Source organism: Streptomyces xingningensis (genome assembly GCF_054957865.1).
On sequence record NZ_JBDJPF010000060.1, the window covers coordinates 31,010 to 46,549 of the forward strand.

The 15,540-nt window shown below is 63.5% G+C and carries 10 protein-coding genes; 6 read left to right on the top strand and 4 right to left on the bottom strand.

What is annotated here, in order from left to right; translation table 11 throughout:
• Positions 1 to 201: 201 nt before the first annotated feature.
• The 3 genes from ABCR83_RS25930 to ABCR83_RS25940 are packed head-to-tail and all read left to right on the top strand — an operon-like array spanning position 202 to position 5,611.
• A complete protein-coding gene (locus ABCR83_RS25930) occupies positions 202 to 2,880 on the top strand; it encodes a type I restriction endonuclease subunit R (protein WP_462697605.1) in 2,679 nt (892 codons plus the stop codon).
• Entirely contained in the window at positions 2,877 to 4,298 is a 1,422-nt protein-coding gene (locus tag ABCR83_RS25935) for a class I SAM-dependent DNA methyltransferase (protein WP_462697606.1), read from the top strand. Before ABCR83_RS25930 ends, ABCR83_RS25935 begins: the two co-directional genes overlap by 4 nt.
• Positions 4,295 to 5,611 (top strand): restriction endonuclease subunit S, encoded by a 1,317-nt coding sequence (locus tag ABCR83_RS25940; protein WP_462697607.1) that lies wholly within the window; start codon positions 4,295 to 4,297, stop codon positions 5,609 to 5,611. Before ABCR83_RS25935 ends, ABCR83_RS25940 begins: the two co-directional genes overlap by 4 nt.
• 246 nt (positions 5,612 to 5,857) lie before the next feature.
• Here ABCR83_RS25940 and ABCR83_RS25945 read toward each other — a convergent pair whose 3' ends face one another.
• From ABCR83_RS25945 to ABCR83_RS25960, 4 genes are all read right to left on the bottom strand, one after another.
• The gene (locus tag ABCR83_RS25945; RefSeq protein ID WP_462697608.1) at positions 5,858 to 9,319 is read right to left on the bottom strand and encodes a DEAD/DEAH box helicase family protein; all 3,462 of its coding nucleotides are present in this window, start codon (positions 9,317 to 9,319) and stop codon (positions 5,858 to 5,860) included.
• A 101-nt stretch (positions 9,320 to 9,420) separates the two neighbouring features.
• The gene (locus ABCR83_RS25950) at positions 9,421 to 10,620 is read right to left on the bottom strand and encodes a restriction endonuclease subunit S (RefSeq protein ID WP_462697609.1); all 1,200 of its coding nucleotides are present in this window, start codon (positions 10,618 to 10,620) and stop codon (positions 9,421 to 9,423) included.
• Positions 10,608 to 12,137, bottom strand: coding sequence for a type I restriction-modification system subunit M (locus ABCR83_RS25955; protein WP_462697610.1), 1,530 nt, complete (start codon positions 12,135 to 12,137; stop codon positions 10,608 to 10,610). Before ABCR83_RS25955 ends, ABCR83_RS25950 begins: the two co-directional genes overlap by 13 nt.
• 415 nt (positions 12,138 to 12,552) lie before the next feature.
• Positions 12,553 to 12,882: a hypothetical protein gene (locus ABCR83_RS25960; RefSeq protein WP_462697611.1), complete on the bottom strand. Its 330-nt coding sequence runs from the start codon at positions 12,880 to 12,882 to the stop codon at positions 12,553 to 12,555.
• Positions 12,883 to 13,418: 536 nt separating this feature from the next.
• On the opposite strand from ABCR83_RS25960, the gene ABCR83_RS25965 reads away from it, so the two are divergent.
• The 3 genes from ABCR83_RS25965 to ABCR83_RS25975 all read left to right on the top strand — a co-directional run.
• Positions 13,419 to 14,321: a DUF6192 family protein gene (locus ABCR83_RS25965; RefSeq protein WP_462697612.1), complete on the top strand. Its 903-nt coding sequence runs from the start codon at positions 13,419 to 13,421 to the stop codon at positions 14,319 to 14,321.
• A 3-nt stretch (positions 14,322 to 14,324) separates the two neighbouring features.
• A complete protein-coding gene (locus tag ABCR83_RS25970) occupies positions 14,325 to 14,735 on the top strand; it encodes a RacP protein (protein ID WP_462697613.1) in 411 nt (136 codons plus the stop codon).
• Between the two features lie 77 nt (positions 14,736 to 14,812).
• On the top strand, positions 14,813 to 15,540 hold a 728-nt coding region (locus ABCR83_RS25975; RefSeq protein ID WP_462697614.1), incomplete at its 3' end, for an IS5 family transposase.

The following is a 15,540-nucleotide window of genomic DNA, read 5'->3' on the forward strand; positions in this document are numbered from 1 at the left end:
CTATTTTCCTACCGGTTTGTTCGTAGTGCAAGGGAATGGGCGAAAAAGTTCGCACTGCCGTGCAGCACCGCCTGAGCTGCGACGATCTGTTCGATCGCGCCGGGTGGGTTGTCAGTCACCGTCGCTAGAGTCGATGCGCAACACACCCGGTTGACCCCAGTGGCAGCGGGTGACGCCGGGCCGCGATCGGAGGAGGCTGCAATGGAGCGCGAGGCGGCGACCCGCAAGCGTCGGATAGACCCGAAACTGGAGGCCGCGGGGTGGACCGTCACCCCGTATCGGTCCTCGTTCACGGACAGCCCGCCGCCCGCTTCGGCCGTCGAGGAGTGGCCCACGGCCGCCGGGCCCGCCGACTATGCGCTGGCCGACGGCGCCGAGATACGCGGAGTCGTCGAGGCCAAGCGGGTCACGGTGGGGCCCCAGGGTGTCCTGCTCCAGGCCGAACGCTATTCGCGCGGGGTCACCGGAAGGCGGCTCATCCGCGGGGAGTTCGGCGTCCCTTTCCTGTACTCCACCAATGGTGAGCAGATCCACTTCCACGATGTGCGCCGGCAGCAGAACCGTTCTCGGCAGGTCTCCGCCTTTCACACCCCCGCGGCGCTCACCGAGTTCCTCGACCGGGACACCGATGCGGAGCTGGCGGCGCTTGGCGCCCTGCCCTTCCATCAACGGCTCCGCCGGTACCAGGTGGAAGCCAATGAGGCCATTGAGCGGGCCATCGGCGAGGGCAAGCGCAAGATGCTCGTCGCGATGGCCACCGGCACCGGCAAGACCTTGATGACCGTCAACGAGGTCTACCGCCTGATGAAGTCCGGCGTGGCCCGCCGAGTCCTCTTCCTCGTGGACCGGCGAGCGCTCGCGGCTCAGGCCGTGCGCGAATTCGCCTCCTTCGAGGCAGAGCCCGGGCTGAAGTTCGACAAGATCTATCCGGTCTACTCCCAGGCCTTCAAGCGTGCGGACCTCGGGGACGACACGGCGTTCAACGCCAACGTCATGCCGGCCTCCCTGCTGACCGACCCCAGGCTGGGTGACGCCTTCGTCTATGTCACCACCATCCAGCGGATGTCCATGAATCTCTTCGGCGGTGAGCGCGCGCTCACGATCGACGACGAGGAGATCGACGCCGATGTCGATCAGCTCGACATTCCCATCCACGCATTCGACTTGATCGTCGCTGACGAGTGTCACCGGGGATATTCGGCGAAGCAGCGCGCCGTCTGGCGAGAGACCCTTGACCATTTCGATGCCATCAAGGTCGGCCTGACCGCCACACCAGCCGCACACACCATGGCGTACTTCGAGAACATGGCCTACCGCTACGAGTACGAGCGCGCCGTGCGCGAGGGGTATCTCGTCGACTACGACGTCGTCAAGATACGCTCCGACATCCGCATCAATGGTGTCTTTCTCCGAGAAGGCGAGCAGATCGACCGGATCGACCTCGAGACGGGCACCAGGCAGCTCGATCTCCTCGAGGACGAACGGACCTTTGACGCCGCCGAGGTGGAGCACAAGGTCACGGCCCCCGACTCCAACCGCAAGATCCTCCATGAACTCAAGCGCCATGCCGAGGAGTTCGAGGCCACCCACGGCCGGTTTCCCAAAACGCTGATCTTCGCCTCCAATGACCTCCCGCACATGTCGCATGCCGACCAACTCGTCGACCTGGCACGGGAGATCTTCGACCGCGGCGAAGACTTCGCAACCAAGATCACCGGGCGGGTCGACCGCCCTCTCCAGCGGATCCGCGAGTTCCGTAACCGGCCGAAGCCGCAGATCGCGGTGACGGTCGATCTGCTGACCACCGGTGTGGACATCCCGGACTTGGAGTACCTGGTCTTCCTGCGCCCGGTCAGGTCACGCATCCTCTTCGAGCAGATGCTCGGCCGGGGCACTCGGCGAGGTGGCAGCCAGGCCCCCTACAAGGACCGGTTCTTCGTATTCGACTGCTTCGACGGCAGCCTGCTGGACTACTTCAAGCACTCGACCGGGATCACGGCCGAACCGGCCGAAAGCGACAACAAATCCACCCGCCAGATCATCGCGGAGATCTGGCAGAACAACGATCGCGACCACAACGTCCGCCGGCTGGTCAAGCGACTCCAGCGCATCGCCAAGTCGACGAGCGGCGAAGCATACGAGGCATTCGCCACCTTCATTCCCGACGGCGATATCGGCGACTGGGCGGCAAGGCTCCCGGTGCTGCTGCGCACCTCGTTTGTCGGCACGATGAGAGTCCTGCGGGACCCCGCCTTCCAGGAGCTCCTGGAAAACCATCCGCGGGGCGGGAGGACATTCATCGTGGCCGGCAGCGCCGTGGATGACGTCAGCTCGGAGTGGCTCATCCGAGGCACCACCGGCAAGGAGTACCGGCCGGCCGACTACCTGGCGGCGTTCAGTGCGTATGTGCGCAGTGAGCGCGAAGCCATCGGGGCGATCTCGGTGCTGCTCAAAAGTCCGCGCGGTTGGAGCCCCCGAGTTCTGACCGACCTGCGCGATGTCCTCAGCCGTACGCCGGAGCACTTCACCGAGGTCAACCTGGAGCGCGCCTTTCGCATCGCATATGGCAAGGCACTTGTCGACATCATCTCCATGGTCAAGCACGCCGTTCTTGACGACGCCCCGTTGCTGACGGCCCAGGAGCGGGTTCAGGCAGCCGTGGCCAGGGTGACGCAGGGACACCGGCTCACCACCGATCAGCGGCAGTGGATGGACTACATTGAGCAACACCTGGTCGAGAATCTGTCGATCGACCGCGAGGACTTCGATCTCATCCCGATCCTGTCGGCTCCCGGTGGTTGGAGGCGTGCCAACCGGGTCTTCGACGATCGCCTGTCCGAACTTCTTGAACGTCTGAACGAGGAGCTTGCCGCCGTATGAGCGACGTCGTAGGAAAACTCTGGGGCTTTGCCTCCACGCTTCGCCACGACGGTGTCGACTACGGCGACTACATCGAGCAGTTGACCTACCTGCTGTTCCTCAAGATGGCCGACGAGCAGGAAATCGAGCTGCCGGAAGAAACCGATTGGCCGCATCTCCGCGGCAAATCCGGCACGGATCTGATCGACACCTATGAAAGCGCTCTCCGGAATCTCGGAAAACAGCCCGGGATCCTCGGTGACATCTTCTCCGGATCTCAAAACCGGCTTTCGAATCCGGCGACACTCGCCCGCCTGATCAAGGTGATCGACGACACCGACTGGACCAGCCTGGACGTCGACGTCAAGGCCGCGGCATTCGAAGGGCTCCTGGAGAAGTCGGCCGCCGAGGGCAAGAAGGGCGCCGGCCAGTACTTCACCCCGCGCCCGCTCATCCGCACCATGGTGCGCCTCATCAAGCCGGATCCCCGGGTCCACCGGCAGCTGACGATCAGCGATCCCGCCTGTGGTACGGGCGGCTTCCTCGTCGCCGCCTACGAGTGGCTGAAGGAGCGCACCACCGGAGGCGCACTGGACCGGGAAACGGCCAGGCGTGTCAAGAACGCGACGTATTACGGGCAAGAGCTCGTCGCGCGCCCGCGACGCCTTGCCCTGATGAACATGTTCCTGCACCAGGTCGAGCCGCAGATCACGCTCGGCGACTCCATCTATGAAACCCCCACCTCCCGGCGCTTCGATGTGGTGCTGACCAACCCGCCGTTCGGAAATCGCGGTGCAAGCCAGATCCCGGTACGTGATGACTTCACGATCGAAACGGCGAACAAGCAGCTCAATTTCCTGCAGCACATCCTCACGATCCTGAAGCCGGGAGGCCGTGCCGCGGTAGTCGTCCCGGATGACGTGCTGTTCAGCGAAAAAGCCGGAGAGACCGTCAAGATTCTGATGGAGGACGCCGACGTCCATACGGTCCTCCGCTGCCCGAGAGGCACGTTCAACCCCTACACACCCGGCACCAAGACCTATGTCATCTTCTTCACCAAGGGCCGCCCCACAAACAAGGTCTGGCTCTACGATGCCCGGGCGAACGTACCCTCGATCACCAAGCGGTCCCGTCCTCTCACCGATGCTCATTTCGCCGAGTTCGAGGCATGCTACGGCGATGACCCCAACGGTCTGTCGCCACGCAAGGAGGGTGACTCGAAGGGTGACCGATGGCGCGTCTTCGGCATCGACAAAATCAAAGAGCACGACTACAAGCTCGACACCTTCAAGTGGCTCCGCGATGACGAGCTCGACACTCCCGACCAAATGCCGGAGCCAATGGACCTCTTGAACGGCGCCCTGAGCGAACTCCAGGTCGCGCTCGGCGAGTTGCGTGAGCTGCAGAAGCTCCTGGGCGACGAGGAGCCCGCGAAGTGAGCGAGCGCGGCAACAGCCCCTGGAAGATCTCCACCATCGGTGAAGTGGCCACGCTCAATCCGCCCAAGCCGAAGTACCGAGAAATTCACGATGAGGATCTCGTCGGCTTCGTTCCGATGGCCGCGGTGGACGAGGTTTCGGGATCGGTCGCCGACATCGAGAAGAAGCCCCTCGGGGAGCTCCGGAAAAAGGGCTACCGCACCTTCGCGCCGAACGACGTCATCTTCGCGAAGATCACGCCGTGCATGGAGAACGGAAAGTCCGCGGTCGTGCCGGACCTGCCCAACGGCCATGGATTCGGTTCAACCGAATTCCATGTGATCCGCCCCGGCACCGAGGTGGATCCCCGCTATCTCTGGCGGTTCATCAGGCAGCAGTCGTACCGTTCCGATGCCGAGTCCCAGATGACCGGGTCGGTCGGGCAGGCGCGCGTCCCGGTCAGCTTCGTCCAGAAATCCAAGATCCCGCTCCCGCCCATCGACGAGCAGCGCCGGATCGTCGCACGACTCGCCGAGATCGACACCCGTCGAGCCGCGGCGATGCGGCACATCGACCGCACCCGCACAGCCCTCTCCCAGTTCCAGCAGGCCGTCCTCACGGCCGCCTGCTCCGGCCGCCTGACCGAGGACTGGCGTGCGGAACGGACGGCGGACACCACTGCCCCACAACTGGCGCCGCAAGAGATCGACGCACCGAGGGAATGGCCCGTGGTCAGCCTCGAAGAGCTGACCGAAATGGTCACCAGCGGCTCACGCGGATGGGCCAAATACTACGCGGACGAAGGCGCCACCTTCATCCGCGCCCAGAACATCAGCGGCGACGTCCTGGACCTGTCGGACGTGGCCTATGTGCAACTCCCAGGCCGCGCCGAAGGCCTCCGCACCCGAGTCCGGCCCGGCGATCTCCTGGTGACCATCACCGGAGCCAATGTCACCAAGACCGCCTATGTTCCGGAAGAAATCGGCGAGGCATACGTAAACCAGCATGTCGCTCTGGTCCGCCCTCGGGACACTCGCATGACACGCTTTCTGCATCTTTGGCTGACAAGTCAGGGTTACGGCCGCGACAAACTGCTCAGCGACGCCTACGGCGCAGGAAAGCCCGGCCTGAACCTGACGAACATCAAGACCGTCCCGGTGGCTCTGCCACCGGTGGCAGAGCAACTCGAGATCATGCATCGCGTGGACAAGCTGCTCGGCCTGAGCTCATCCATTCTTGCCCGAGCGGAATCCGCGCACAGGACCCTCGACCGCAGCGGTCAGGCGGTGCTCGCCAAGGCATTCAGCGGTGACCTCGAGCTCGCTCCGTCCTAGGCTCAATCTCAGACGGTCCGCTGGTTCGCCCATGGCTGGCGAAACGCCCCAGAACGCGGAAGAAGCCAGGTCAGAGCAGATCCGACCTGGCTTCTCCGGTGAGCCGCCTTCGGGATTCGAACCCGAGCCTCAGCGCTTCCGCCGGTTCCCATGGGGCTCTATGAGGGTGCTGCCTCCTGCCCACTTCGTCCCGCACACGTGGCAGATCATGTATTGCCGCATCGTCTCTTTCTTGTGCGTTGTTGATCACGCCGCGCCCTCGGCAGCGACAGCGGTAGAGCGGATCGAATGAATGACAGACACCATGACATCCACCTCGGCCTCAGGGAAGATCCCTTCGGGACCAGTCGGGGCAAGGGCAGTGAAGGGCGACTCGTACAACGCGTCAACGTCTATCGTGCCGTTGCGCGCCAGGTAGTCGATCAGCTCATTGACAAACCGGAGTTGGTTGGCTGTGAGCGTCTTGCCCTGTTGGAAGGTGTCAAAGGCCAAGGCCGCCGCCTCCCGCTCCAAGCCTGTCAGCGACCGTAGGAACAGGCCGAGGCCGCCCTTGGCGTCCTTGATGTAGTCGATGTCAGCCGTAGTCCCGAGGCCGGTCTCGACGAAGATCTTCTCCAGCTCCGACAGGTCCAGGGCAGTGATCTGCTTGTTGCGGCGGATTTTCTGGACGACAAGCTGGTCCTGGTGCGTGTTGAGGTAGATACGGATCTTCTGCTCGAAGCGGGAGAGGCCGGTACCGATCTCCATGCCGCTGAGCGTGGCAGCGGTCAGCTCGCCGAGCTCGTCCTCGAAGTCGGTGTAGATGACGCCTCGCTTGGTCTTCTCGATCAGTCGGACGAGGCCGCGCAGACGACGACGCATGGTCTCGAGCAGGGGCAACGTCACGTCTTGCCACCACTCATCGCCTGCGACCTCGTCGAGCAGGACCTGCTGGGCCTTGATTGCAGGAATGGTCAGCTGATCGAGCAGGGTGGACGCGATCTCCTGGGCCTGATCTTGTAGGCGGATGAAGCCCGGGGCTCCGTTCACGACGGCGAGCTGGAGACGGAGCGCGAGCAGGTCGAAGCGTTTGGCCTCCTCACCGGTGTCATCCTTGTCGCGGAAGGCAGTCGGGAGTCCGGCCAGATGGTCGATGACTTGGCCATGCGCATCGGGTGTGAACGCAAGCCAGGCGTCGAAGTCGGCGAAGGTTTCCACCTGCTCGCGGTGCGGGCGGACCAGGAAGTTCCCCGGGTTCATCGCTGTGACCTCGTCATGCAGCCGGGTGGCAAGGTCCCAGCGCAGGCCGAACTCGCTCGCCGTGCCATCGGACTCAGGACGAACAGTAACCTCCGCGGCTGCCCCTTGACTGGGGTCAGCTGCCCCGTCGAGGGCGAGGAGCAGGTCAGCGCGGCGCTCGAAGATCCGCTGGCCCAGCGAGGGGGCAACCTTGCCTTCGGCACGCATCAGGTTCTGGTTGAAGAATTCGATGTTCTGGCACAGGTCGAAGACCAGGAAGCCGTCCTTGCTGCGGTTCGGGCCGAACAAATCGGGCGCGAGGCGGGTACCGCGGCCAATCATCTGCCAGAACTTGGTCTTGGAGCGCACCAGTTTGAAGAAGACGAGGTTGACGACTTCGGGAACGTCGATACCGGTGTCCAACATATCCACGGAGATGGCGATCTGGGGAAGCTCCGCCGCATCGGCAAACTTGTCGATCAGGCTCTGGACATATTCCTTGCGGTAGGTGATGACCTGTGCAAAAGCACCCTTGAGGTGCGGATAATTCTTGTCGAACCGCTCGGCGATAAACTCCGCATGATGGTTGTTGGCCGCGAAGATGATGGTCTTGCCAAGCTTGTCGCCACCATCGACCTTCAGGCCGTGCGCCATAAGAGTCTGGAGGACCTTGTCGACGGTATCGGCGTTGAAGAGGTACTTATTCAGTTCTTCCGTGGTGATCTCGTCAGGGATGTCACCGTCCTCGCTCCACTCCGTCTCGTCCCACTTCTCCTTGTCCTCGTCGGACAGGTCGTCGTACTTGATGCCACCCCGTTGGAACTTCAGTGGGACATCGACAGCACGCGGCGCCACCAGGTAGCCCTCAGCCACCGCCTCGTCCAGGCTGTAAACGTCGGTGGGCACGCCATCTTCGAGTTCGAAGCGGCGATAGGTGTTCCGGTCGACTTCATCTTTGGGAGTCGCCGTCAGGCCGACAAGAAGCGCATCGAAGTAGTCGAAGATCGCGCCGTATCGCTGGTAGATCGAGCGATGCGCCTCGTCGATGATGATCAGGTCGAAGCAGCCGGGGCCGAAGGTGCGGCGACCCTCGGCGTCGGTCTGATCAATCAGGTTCATCATGGTCGGATAGGTGGAGACGAACACCCGCGCGTTGGGATCCTTCTCCTCCAGCAGGTTGACGACCGGAGCACCTGACAGGTGCTTCTTGAACTCGTTGGTGGCCTGCTTGACCAAGGCCTTGCGGTCGGCGAGGAAGAGAATGCGCTTGGCCCAGTTGGCGCGCATCATCAGGTCGCTGAGCGCGATCACAGTACGCGTCTTGCCGGAGCCGGTCGCCATCACGAGCAGGGCGTGGCGCAGCGAATCCTTTTCAAAGGAGTCGGCGATCCGCCGTATCGCGCGGGACTGGTAGTGACGGCCGGCAATCTGCTCGTTGATCGGCAGCTTAGCGAGACAGCGGCGACCGGCCCGGCGCTGGACCAGGAGACGCATCTCGTCCTTGGTGTAGAAACCCTGGACCTCACGGGGTGGGTAGTTGAGGTCGTCGAACAGGTAGGTGCGGTAGCCGTTGGTATAGAAAATCACCGGACGCTGCTTGAACTCCGCTTCCAGCGCATTGGCGTAGAGCGTCGCCTGGTGCTTGCCCTGTTTCGGGTCGCGGGTGGTCCGCTTGGCCTCAACAACGGCGAGAGGCTTGCCGTCGTCGTCCCACAAGACGTAGTCGACCTTGCCTTTACCGGAGGGCGCGGCTGAAGTAGGCAAGCCGGTGACCGGGTATTCACGGTCCCTCGGCTGATCCAGCACCCAACCGGCCTCCTTGAGAAGGAAGTCAATGAGCAGGGTGCGAGTCTCGGCCTCGTTGTAATCGTGGGTGTCCGGCTGCGCCTCATTCGCGACCTTGGCCGCCTTGATCTGCGCGCGCAGCTGAGCGATCTCAGCGTCAAGATCCTGGTTCTTCTTCCGCTCAGCTGCCAGCGCGGCGTCTTGCTCGGCGTACTTCTCGGCCTGTGCTTTCAGCTCGGCCTGCTTGGCAATCCGTACCTCTGCCGGGACCGGCCGAGGTATCAGCGCCGTATCGAATGCCAGCGTGGACGTGGGCAGTTGGGTCTGATCGCGGGTGTAGGTACGGGCCATCCAATACAGGACGTGGAATAGCTCAGCAACCGTACGCACCGCATCCTTCGGAGCGACAGGGGTTTTGCGATGCACAGCAACATTGCCCTGCCGACGAATCACATCCATCTTGGCCCGGATCGCAGGGCCAGCCACCTTCACCAACGTCGGCTCAGCAGTAAGCGCCGCCAGATCACTGTGATACGGCGACTTGAGCGTGTCATCCACCTCGAATAGCCACGCCACCGCCAGCTCCAGCACCCGCCGTGCGTAAAACGCGGACGCCCGCGGGTCCGCGTACGCCAGCCGCTCGGCGTGGACGGCCTCGCGATGCAGCTCAGGCCACTCGGCCTGTATGAACTCAAAGTTGCTCACAGCTGGTGACCTTTCACTTGGGCGGGTGGGGGCTGGTACCGGATGACTCAACAACAAACGACCGGTGTCGTTGATTTCAGACGGTGCCCCGTGGATTTCGACTACAACTCACCCTGAAACGCACGGTACTGAAGGGATACAAAAAGGGAATCGAGCTCGGCCAGGTGGCCCCGTTGCTGGTCCGCGAGCTTTTCTATAGCTTCAATCCGCCTTCCGTACTGGTGCTGAAGCTCCAGAGGCGGGGTTCCGCAGGCGATGGAAAGGACCTTGGACTGTGAGATGTTCTTCATCGACCCACTGGTCCCAGAGGCTCGTCTACTGATCTCCCGCCTGAAAGCAGGCTGAAGAAACAGCTGCCTCACATAGAGGGGATGTGTCGGCCCATCAGCATGCCAGACGAACCTCCACAGCTTGTCGGGCAGAAGAAGGTTACTGGGCGGGGACACTGCCAGCGCAGTGGCCCCAATCAAGGATTCCGTATTGGCGCGGCTGAAGATGAGATCACCGTCGCGGACGATATGTGAGAGCGGTGGGTCATAATCACCGGGTACAGGCTTACTTTCCGTCGCGTCGAACCGGCCCGAAGTGACAGCACTCACCTTGAGGACGCGATATCGCACCCCCGGGTCGTCGTTCTCTGCCGCAGCGAAGCTCTTTCCACTGGTGAACTTGGCTACAAGATGAGCAACTTGACCCGTCGGCCACTGACGATCGTTCGACATCACAGCGCCGAACATATTGAGGAAGATTGACTGAGCGAGGTCGTCGAGGATGGCAACGGCCTTGCGGCGCTTCGCGCGCAGCCCATCCGCATGGTCCAATAGCTCTGCAATCCGACGTTGTTCCGATAGAGGAAACAGCGGGACTTGAAGGTCAGACAGATAAGCCTCGGGGACCCGACGCTGGCCAGCGCTCCCCGTCATTCGTCGCTCGCCGGCGACACGCACGGACGGCTGACGCAGGAAGCGGAGCAAGAACCGATCGTCAATCCTTCTCCGATCGGGGCGAATCACATGGAACTCGGTGGATCCAGAGCCATGGGGATGCACAAGATTCGCTTGGGCGATCTTTCCGTTCTCAAAACACGGGGTAATTTTGGCTACAAGCAAATCGTGGTTCGCGAATTGAGTGTATCCTTTGGCGACTTCGTTGAACTTACGTTCCTCCCCTCGCGATGTTGTTCCACTGCCGGCGTCCAAGTCTGCCATCCTCATGAAAGAGACAAGCTCATCCGGTGCCGGGCGGTCCACCAGGCGAGGGTTGATCTCTGCTACCTCACTGAGCTTAATCATCGAGAGCATCCCAGCATCCCCTTCAGGTCACTCACACCCTGCTCGATTTCTGCCTCGATGCGAATAAGTTCGTCCATGATCTCACCTGGGGATCGGTACTCGATCTCCTCGTGTACTACTTCCTTGTAGCGATTCAGGTTGAGGTCGTATCCTTGCGCGGCGATGTCATCCTTGGGAACGCAAAAACTCTGTTCAGTCCGCGGCCGATCATGCTCGCTGCCGTTTCGTCGAGCCCAACGGGCAAGTACGTCCGGCAGGTTGTTCTTAGCGTGATCCGCTTCATCCAGCGAACCGACGGTCGGCGTGGGACCGATCTTGGCCTCGGCTAGGAGTGGGTTTCGCTTGTCGTCCAGGCTCCAGCCGTCCGCTGTGACCTCGTAGAACCAGACCTGATCTGTGCCACCGCTGTTGGTCTTGGTGAAGAACAGGATCGCTGTCGACACTCCGGCGTACGGCCTGAATACACCGCTTGGCAGTTTCACTACCGCATCGAGCTTATGCCCTTCGACCAAGAGCTTCCGGAGGTCCTTATGGGCCTTGCTGGCGCCGGTCAGAACGCCGTCCGGCACGATGACCGCAGCTCGACCACCGGGCTTGAGCAGCCGGAGGAACAGGGCGAGGAACAGCAGCTCGGTTTTCTTGGTCTTGACAACCTTCTGCAGGTCAGCTGCAGTCGCGTCGTAGTCGAGGCTGCCTGCGAAGGGCGGATTGGCGAGAATGAGCGAATAGCGGTCGGCTTCGCCTGCCGCACTCTGGGCAAGCGAGTCGCGGTAGCGGATATCTGGGTTCTCGACCGAGTGCAGCAGCATGTTCATGCTGCCGATGCGGAGCATGGTGCTGTCGAAGTCGAAGCCGTGGAACATGCTCTCGTTGAAGTGCTGCCGCTGGACCGGCTCGAACAACGCCTCGCGGTGAGTACGCTCCACGTACTCCGCGGAAGCCACCAGGAAGCCGGCTGTGCCGCACGCCGGGTCGCAGATCTCGTCGCCTGGCTGTGGGGCCATCATCTCCACGATCAGCTGGATGATGTGCCGGGGCGTACGGAACTGGCCGTTCTGGCCTGCTGTGGCGATCTTGCTGAGCATGTACTCGTACAGGTCGCCCTTGGTGTCTCTGTCACCCATGTCGATGCCGTTGATCATGTCGACGGCTTTAGTGAGCAGGTTCGAGGTCGTGATGGTGAACCGCGCGTCCTTCATGTGGTGCGCATAGGTAGACCCCTCACCACCCAGTGTGCGCAGCCAGGGGAAGACGTCGTCGCGAACGCGGGCAAGCATGAGCTCAGGAGCATCGTTGACGAAGACCGACCAACGTAGGAGCTTGGTGTCGTCCGTATAGATCGGACTCTCGACAGGCCGCCCTGTACGGTTGGCCTTGTTCTCCTTGGCCTGTTCCAAGATGTCGAGGCGCCGGATGAACATCAGGTAAGTAATCTGCTCGATAACCTCCAGCGGGTTGGAGATCCCCCCAGACCAGAAGGCGTCCCACAGTCGGTCGATCTTGCTCTTCAGCTCACCTGTAATCACGCAGAGCAGGCTAGCGGAGCCCACCGTTGATCGCGGCAGGAAGATCCAACTCGGTTCGTCCCTACCGCTTCCTCGCACGACGACAGCGTCAGCTCATCGGCCGCCCCTTGAGCAGTTCGGCCGGGTACCTGCTCCACGGCGCCGCCTCAGCTCTGGGCACCGTTCTCATGAGTTGACTCAGCCGGTAGACGAGGAACATCGCTCACGCAAGCCAACCAGTGGCACCGTGACCGCGTGAAGCGTCACGCCTCAAGCAATACAAAAGTCCAAGCCACGGGCTATGTGACCTGGACTTTCGCTGAGAAGCTGTGTCGGGTCCTTACATGACAAGCCGAGTGAGGTTCCCGTGCAGGTCAGGAACTTGCCGTATCGGTCCGGGTTCGTCGGGAACGGTGGGACAGCCAGGCTGGCCAGTTCATCGGGAGGGGGCTGCGTCCTGGGACTCGTCGAGCAGGAAGGGTGACCCGGTGGCTTCGGGCGTCCAGCCTTCCGCGCGGGCGGCCTGAATGGCGGCGGCGACGTTGGAAGGCAGAACGGGGGAGGTCGGATTGCCCGTCCAGTTGTCGGGGTGGAGGCGATCGGTGCGAACCACCAGCGTGGTGCCAGGATTCTCTGCGCGCTCGACCGCGTAGGTCAGCGGCGACCAGCACATCCCCTGGTCGTAGGTCGGCCGTCGTCGGACTCTCCACCGGTATGTGATGCCGTCGACAACGATCCGTCGTGAACCCTTCTTGGGCAGTGCCATGTTCGTCCTTCCGCCTCGGAAGAGCCAGCGTACGGTGCTGGTATGGGCAGGGACGGGGTGCTCCGGCTGCGGCTGGCCGTGGTCACGGATGACGACTGCGGTCCGCGCTTGTGCCGTGGGTGCGGGGGGCCGTTGATGCCAGCGGCGAAGGCGATGGCGGTGTTCTGCTCGTCGGCTTGCCGTTCACGGCACTGGCGCCGGATGCGGCGGGCGCGGGCGAGGACCGAGGCGGTCCAGGCCGGAGCGATGTCCAGCTGTCCGGAGTGCGGGACGTCCTGGACGGTCGGTGTCGGGCGTCCCGTCTCGGCAACGTACTGCTCTCCCGCCTGCCGCAAACGGGCCTGGCACAGGCGACACACACAGCAGCGTGACGGGATGTGAGGCCGTACATCCGCGCCGCGGGTCCGCTCCACACGCCGGGCACGCACGCCCTTTCCGACGGGCGGAAGCCGCCGGATGGTGCGAAGTAACGGGCTGCCAGGGAGAGTTGGTGGCATCGAGGGTGCCGCACCCGGGCCCGTGGGGGTGGTGTCCTGATGCCCGAGATGATTGGGAGCGTGTCCCGGGAGCGCTACGAGGAGCTGGTCAAGCTGGGGCGGGACTGGGTCGCTGCGATGAGCAGTGCCCAGTGGCGTCTTGGGGACGCGGCCCTGGAGATCGAGCCGATGCGCTCGTATGGGGGTGCGAATCCGTCCGGGAAGGACGACCTGTTCACGGTGAGCGAGGCCATCCGGATGTTCGCCGAGGACGTCGGCCTGGCCTACACGACGGTCCGTAGTTACCGGTGGGTGTCCTCGCGCTGGCCGAAGGAGCGCCGGCGGGCGGATGTCTCGCACACGATCCACAAGACCCTGGCCAGCATCCCTGATGAGCAGGAGCGGTTCGAGGCGGTCGGCAACCCCCCGCCCAGCCCGCGCGGCGGTCCGCCGAGGTGGACGCACGACAGCGCGAAGCGGGTGGTGGGCTGGAAGGTCGACTCCCCGGAGAGCGTCCAGGAGAAGGTGGAGGCGATCCATGACCTGGCCGGCGACGACGCGGTCGCCGCGGTGGTGACCACGGACTTCCTGCGCCGTCCGGCGGTCGCCTCGAAGGCCATGGCCGACGACACCGCCCGGCATGCCGTTAATGAGGCGCAGTTCGACCGGTTCCGCCAGCAGGCCCAGTTCGTGCACCAGGAGGCCGCCCCTCAGCTGCAGCGCATGGAGCACAGTGCCCAGTTCATGGACCTGGTCGCGGCCTGCGCGCAGTTCGTCGCGACGGCGGGGCGGATCGTGCCGAACCTGCGCGGTGAGCACTACGACGGCGGCGAGCGCGAGACGATCGGGCGGGGGCTTTCGCGGGTACGTGCCGCGGCCGACTGGATCGAGAACGCCGTGACCCGCGGCGAGGTCGACCTGGACGAGCAGCTGGAGAAGCTGCTGAAAGGCTCGGGTGAGTAGGCGATGGGGCGGGGGGTCCCCGCTCATGTCCACGCCGAAGCGATCCTCAGTGCCCTGCTGGAGGCCCGTCCCGCCGGCCTGACCATTGCCCAGCTGATGGCGGCCACCGAACGCACCCGCGCCCAGGTCCACACCGGGCTCGCGCATCTGCGCAAGATCGCGGCCGCGAAGGGCCTGCCGCCCGTGACCTGGGACAAACGATGGGGATACCGCATGCTGGACGGCACGCCGGCGGTGTGGATCGGCTACGAACGGGCGTTCTTCGAGACCGTCCACCACCGGGTGGAGAACTTCATCGCCGGGACCCTCCTCCCGCACCAGAAGAAGACCCCCAACGACCCCTACATCCGCACGGTCATGGCGCAGATGGGTGCGATCGAGTCCACCCTCCAGCTGCTGGCCAGCCTGGAGTAAACCGGAGCACGAGAGGCAACGGGTCGCGACCGCTCCGCAGCTGGCGCCCCATCCACCGGTCGCGATCCTGCACCGTCATGCTGCTGCCCCGCTACCGCTACCCCTCCGACACCAGCGACCTCGAATGGGCCCTGCTCGAACCCCTCCTCCCGACGCCCGCCTGCCAGACCCCGAAGGGAGGTGCCCCGGAGAAATGGCCGCGGCGCCGCGTGGTCGACGCCATCCGTTACATCACCGACAACGGGGCGAAGTGGAGGGCGTTACCCGCCGATTTCGGCATCCCCTGGCGCACCTGCTTCGGATACTTCGCCCGCTGGGCGAAGGCCGGCGTACTCAAGTGGATCCTTGACCAGCTGCGCCGACGGCTGCGGCTCCGCCGTCGGCGCTGTCCCTGGCCAGTCCGGGTGATAGTGGACTCCCAGTCCGTCAAAGGCGCGGAGACCGTGTCGAACGCGACGCGCGGATACGACGCAAATAAGCACATCAACGGCAGGAAACGACATCTCCTTGTTGACCAGGACGGCCTGCTGGTCGACCTGCTCGTCACCCCTGCCGACGTCCAGGACCGCGACGCGGCCCGCACCCTGCTCACCCGCCTCCACGCCGAACACCCCGAGATCGTCCTGGTCTGGGCGGACAACGGCTACGGAGGCGAGGAGTTCAGCACCTGGGCCCAGGACACGCTGGGGATCACGATCAAGGTCGTCCCCCGCCCCAAGGACGCCAAGGGCTTCGTTCTGTTGCCGAAGATTCTGTGGAATCTGATTTGTCAAGTAGCTCAGCCTTTGCCCTGGTTGACGGCAAC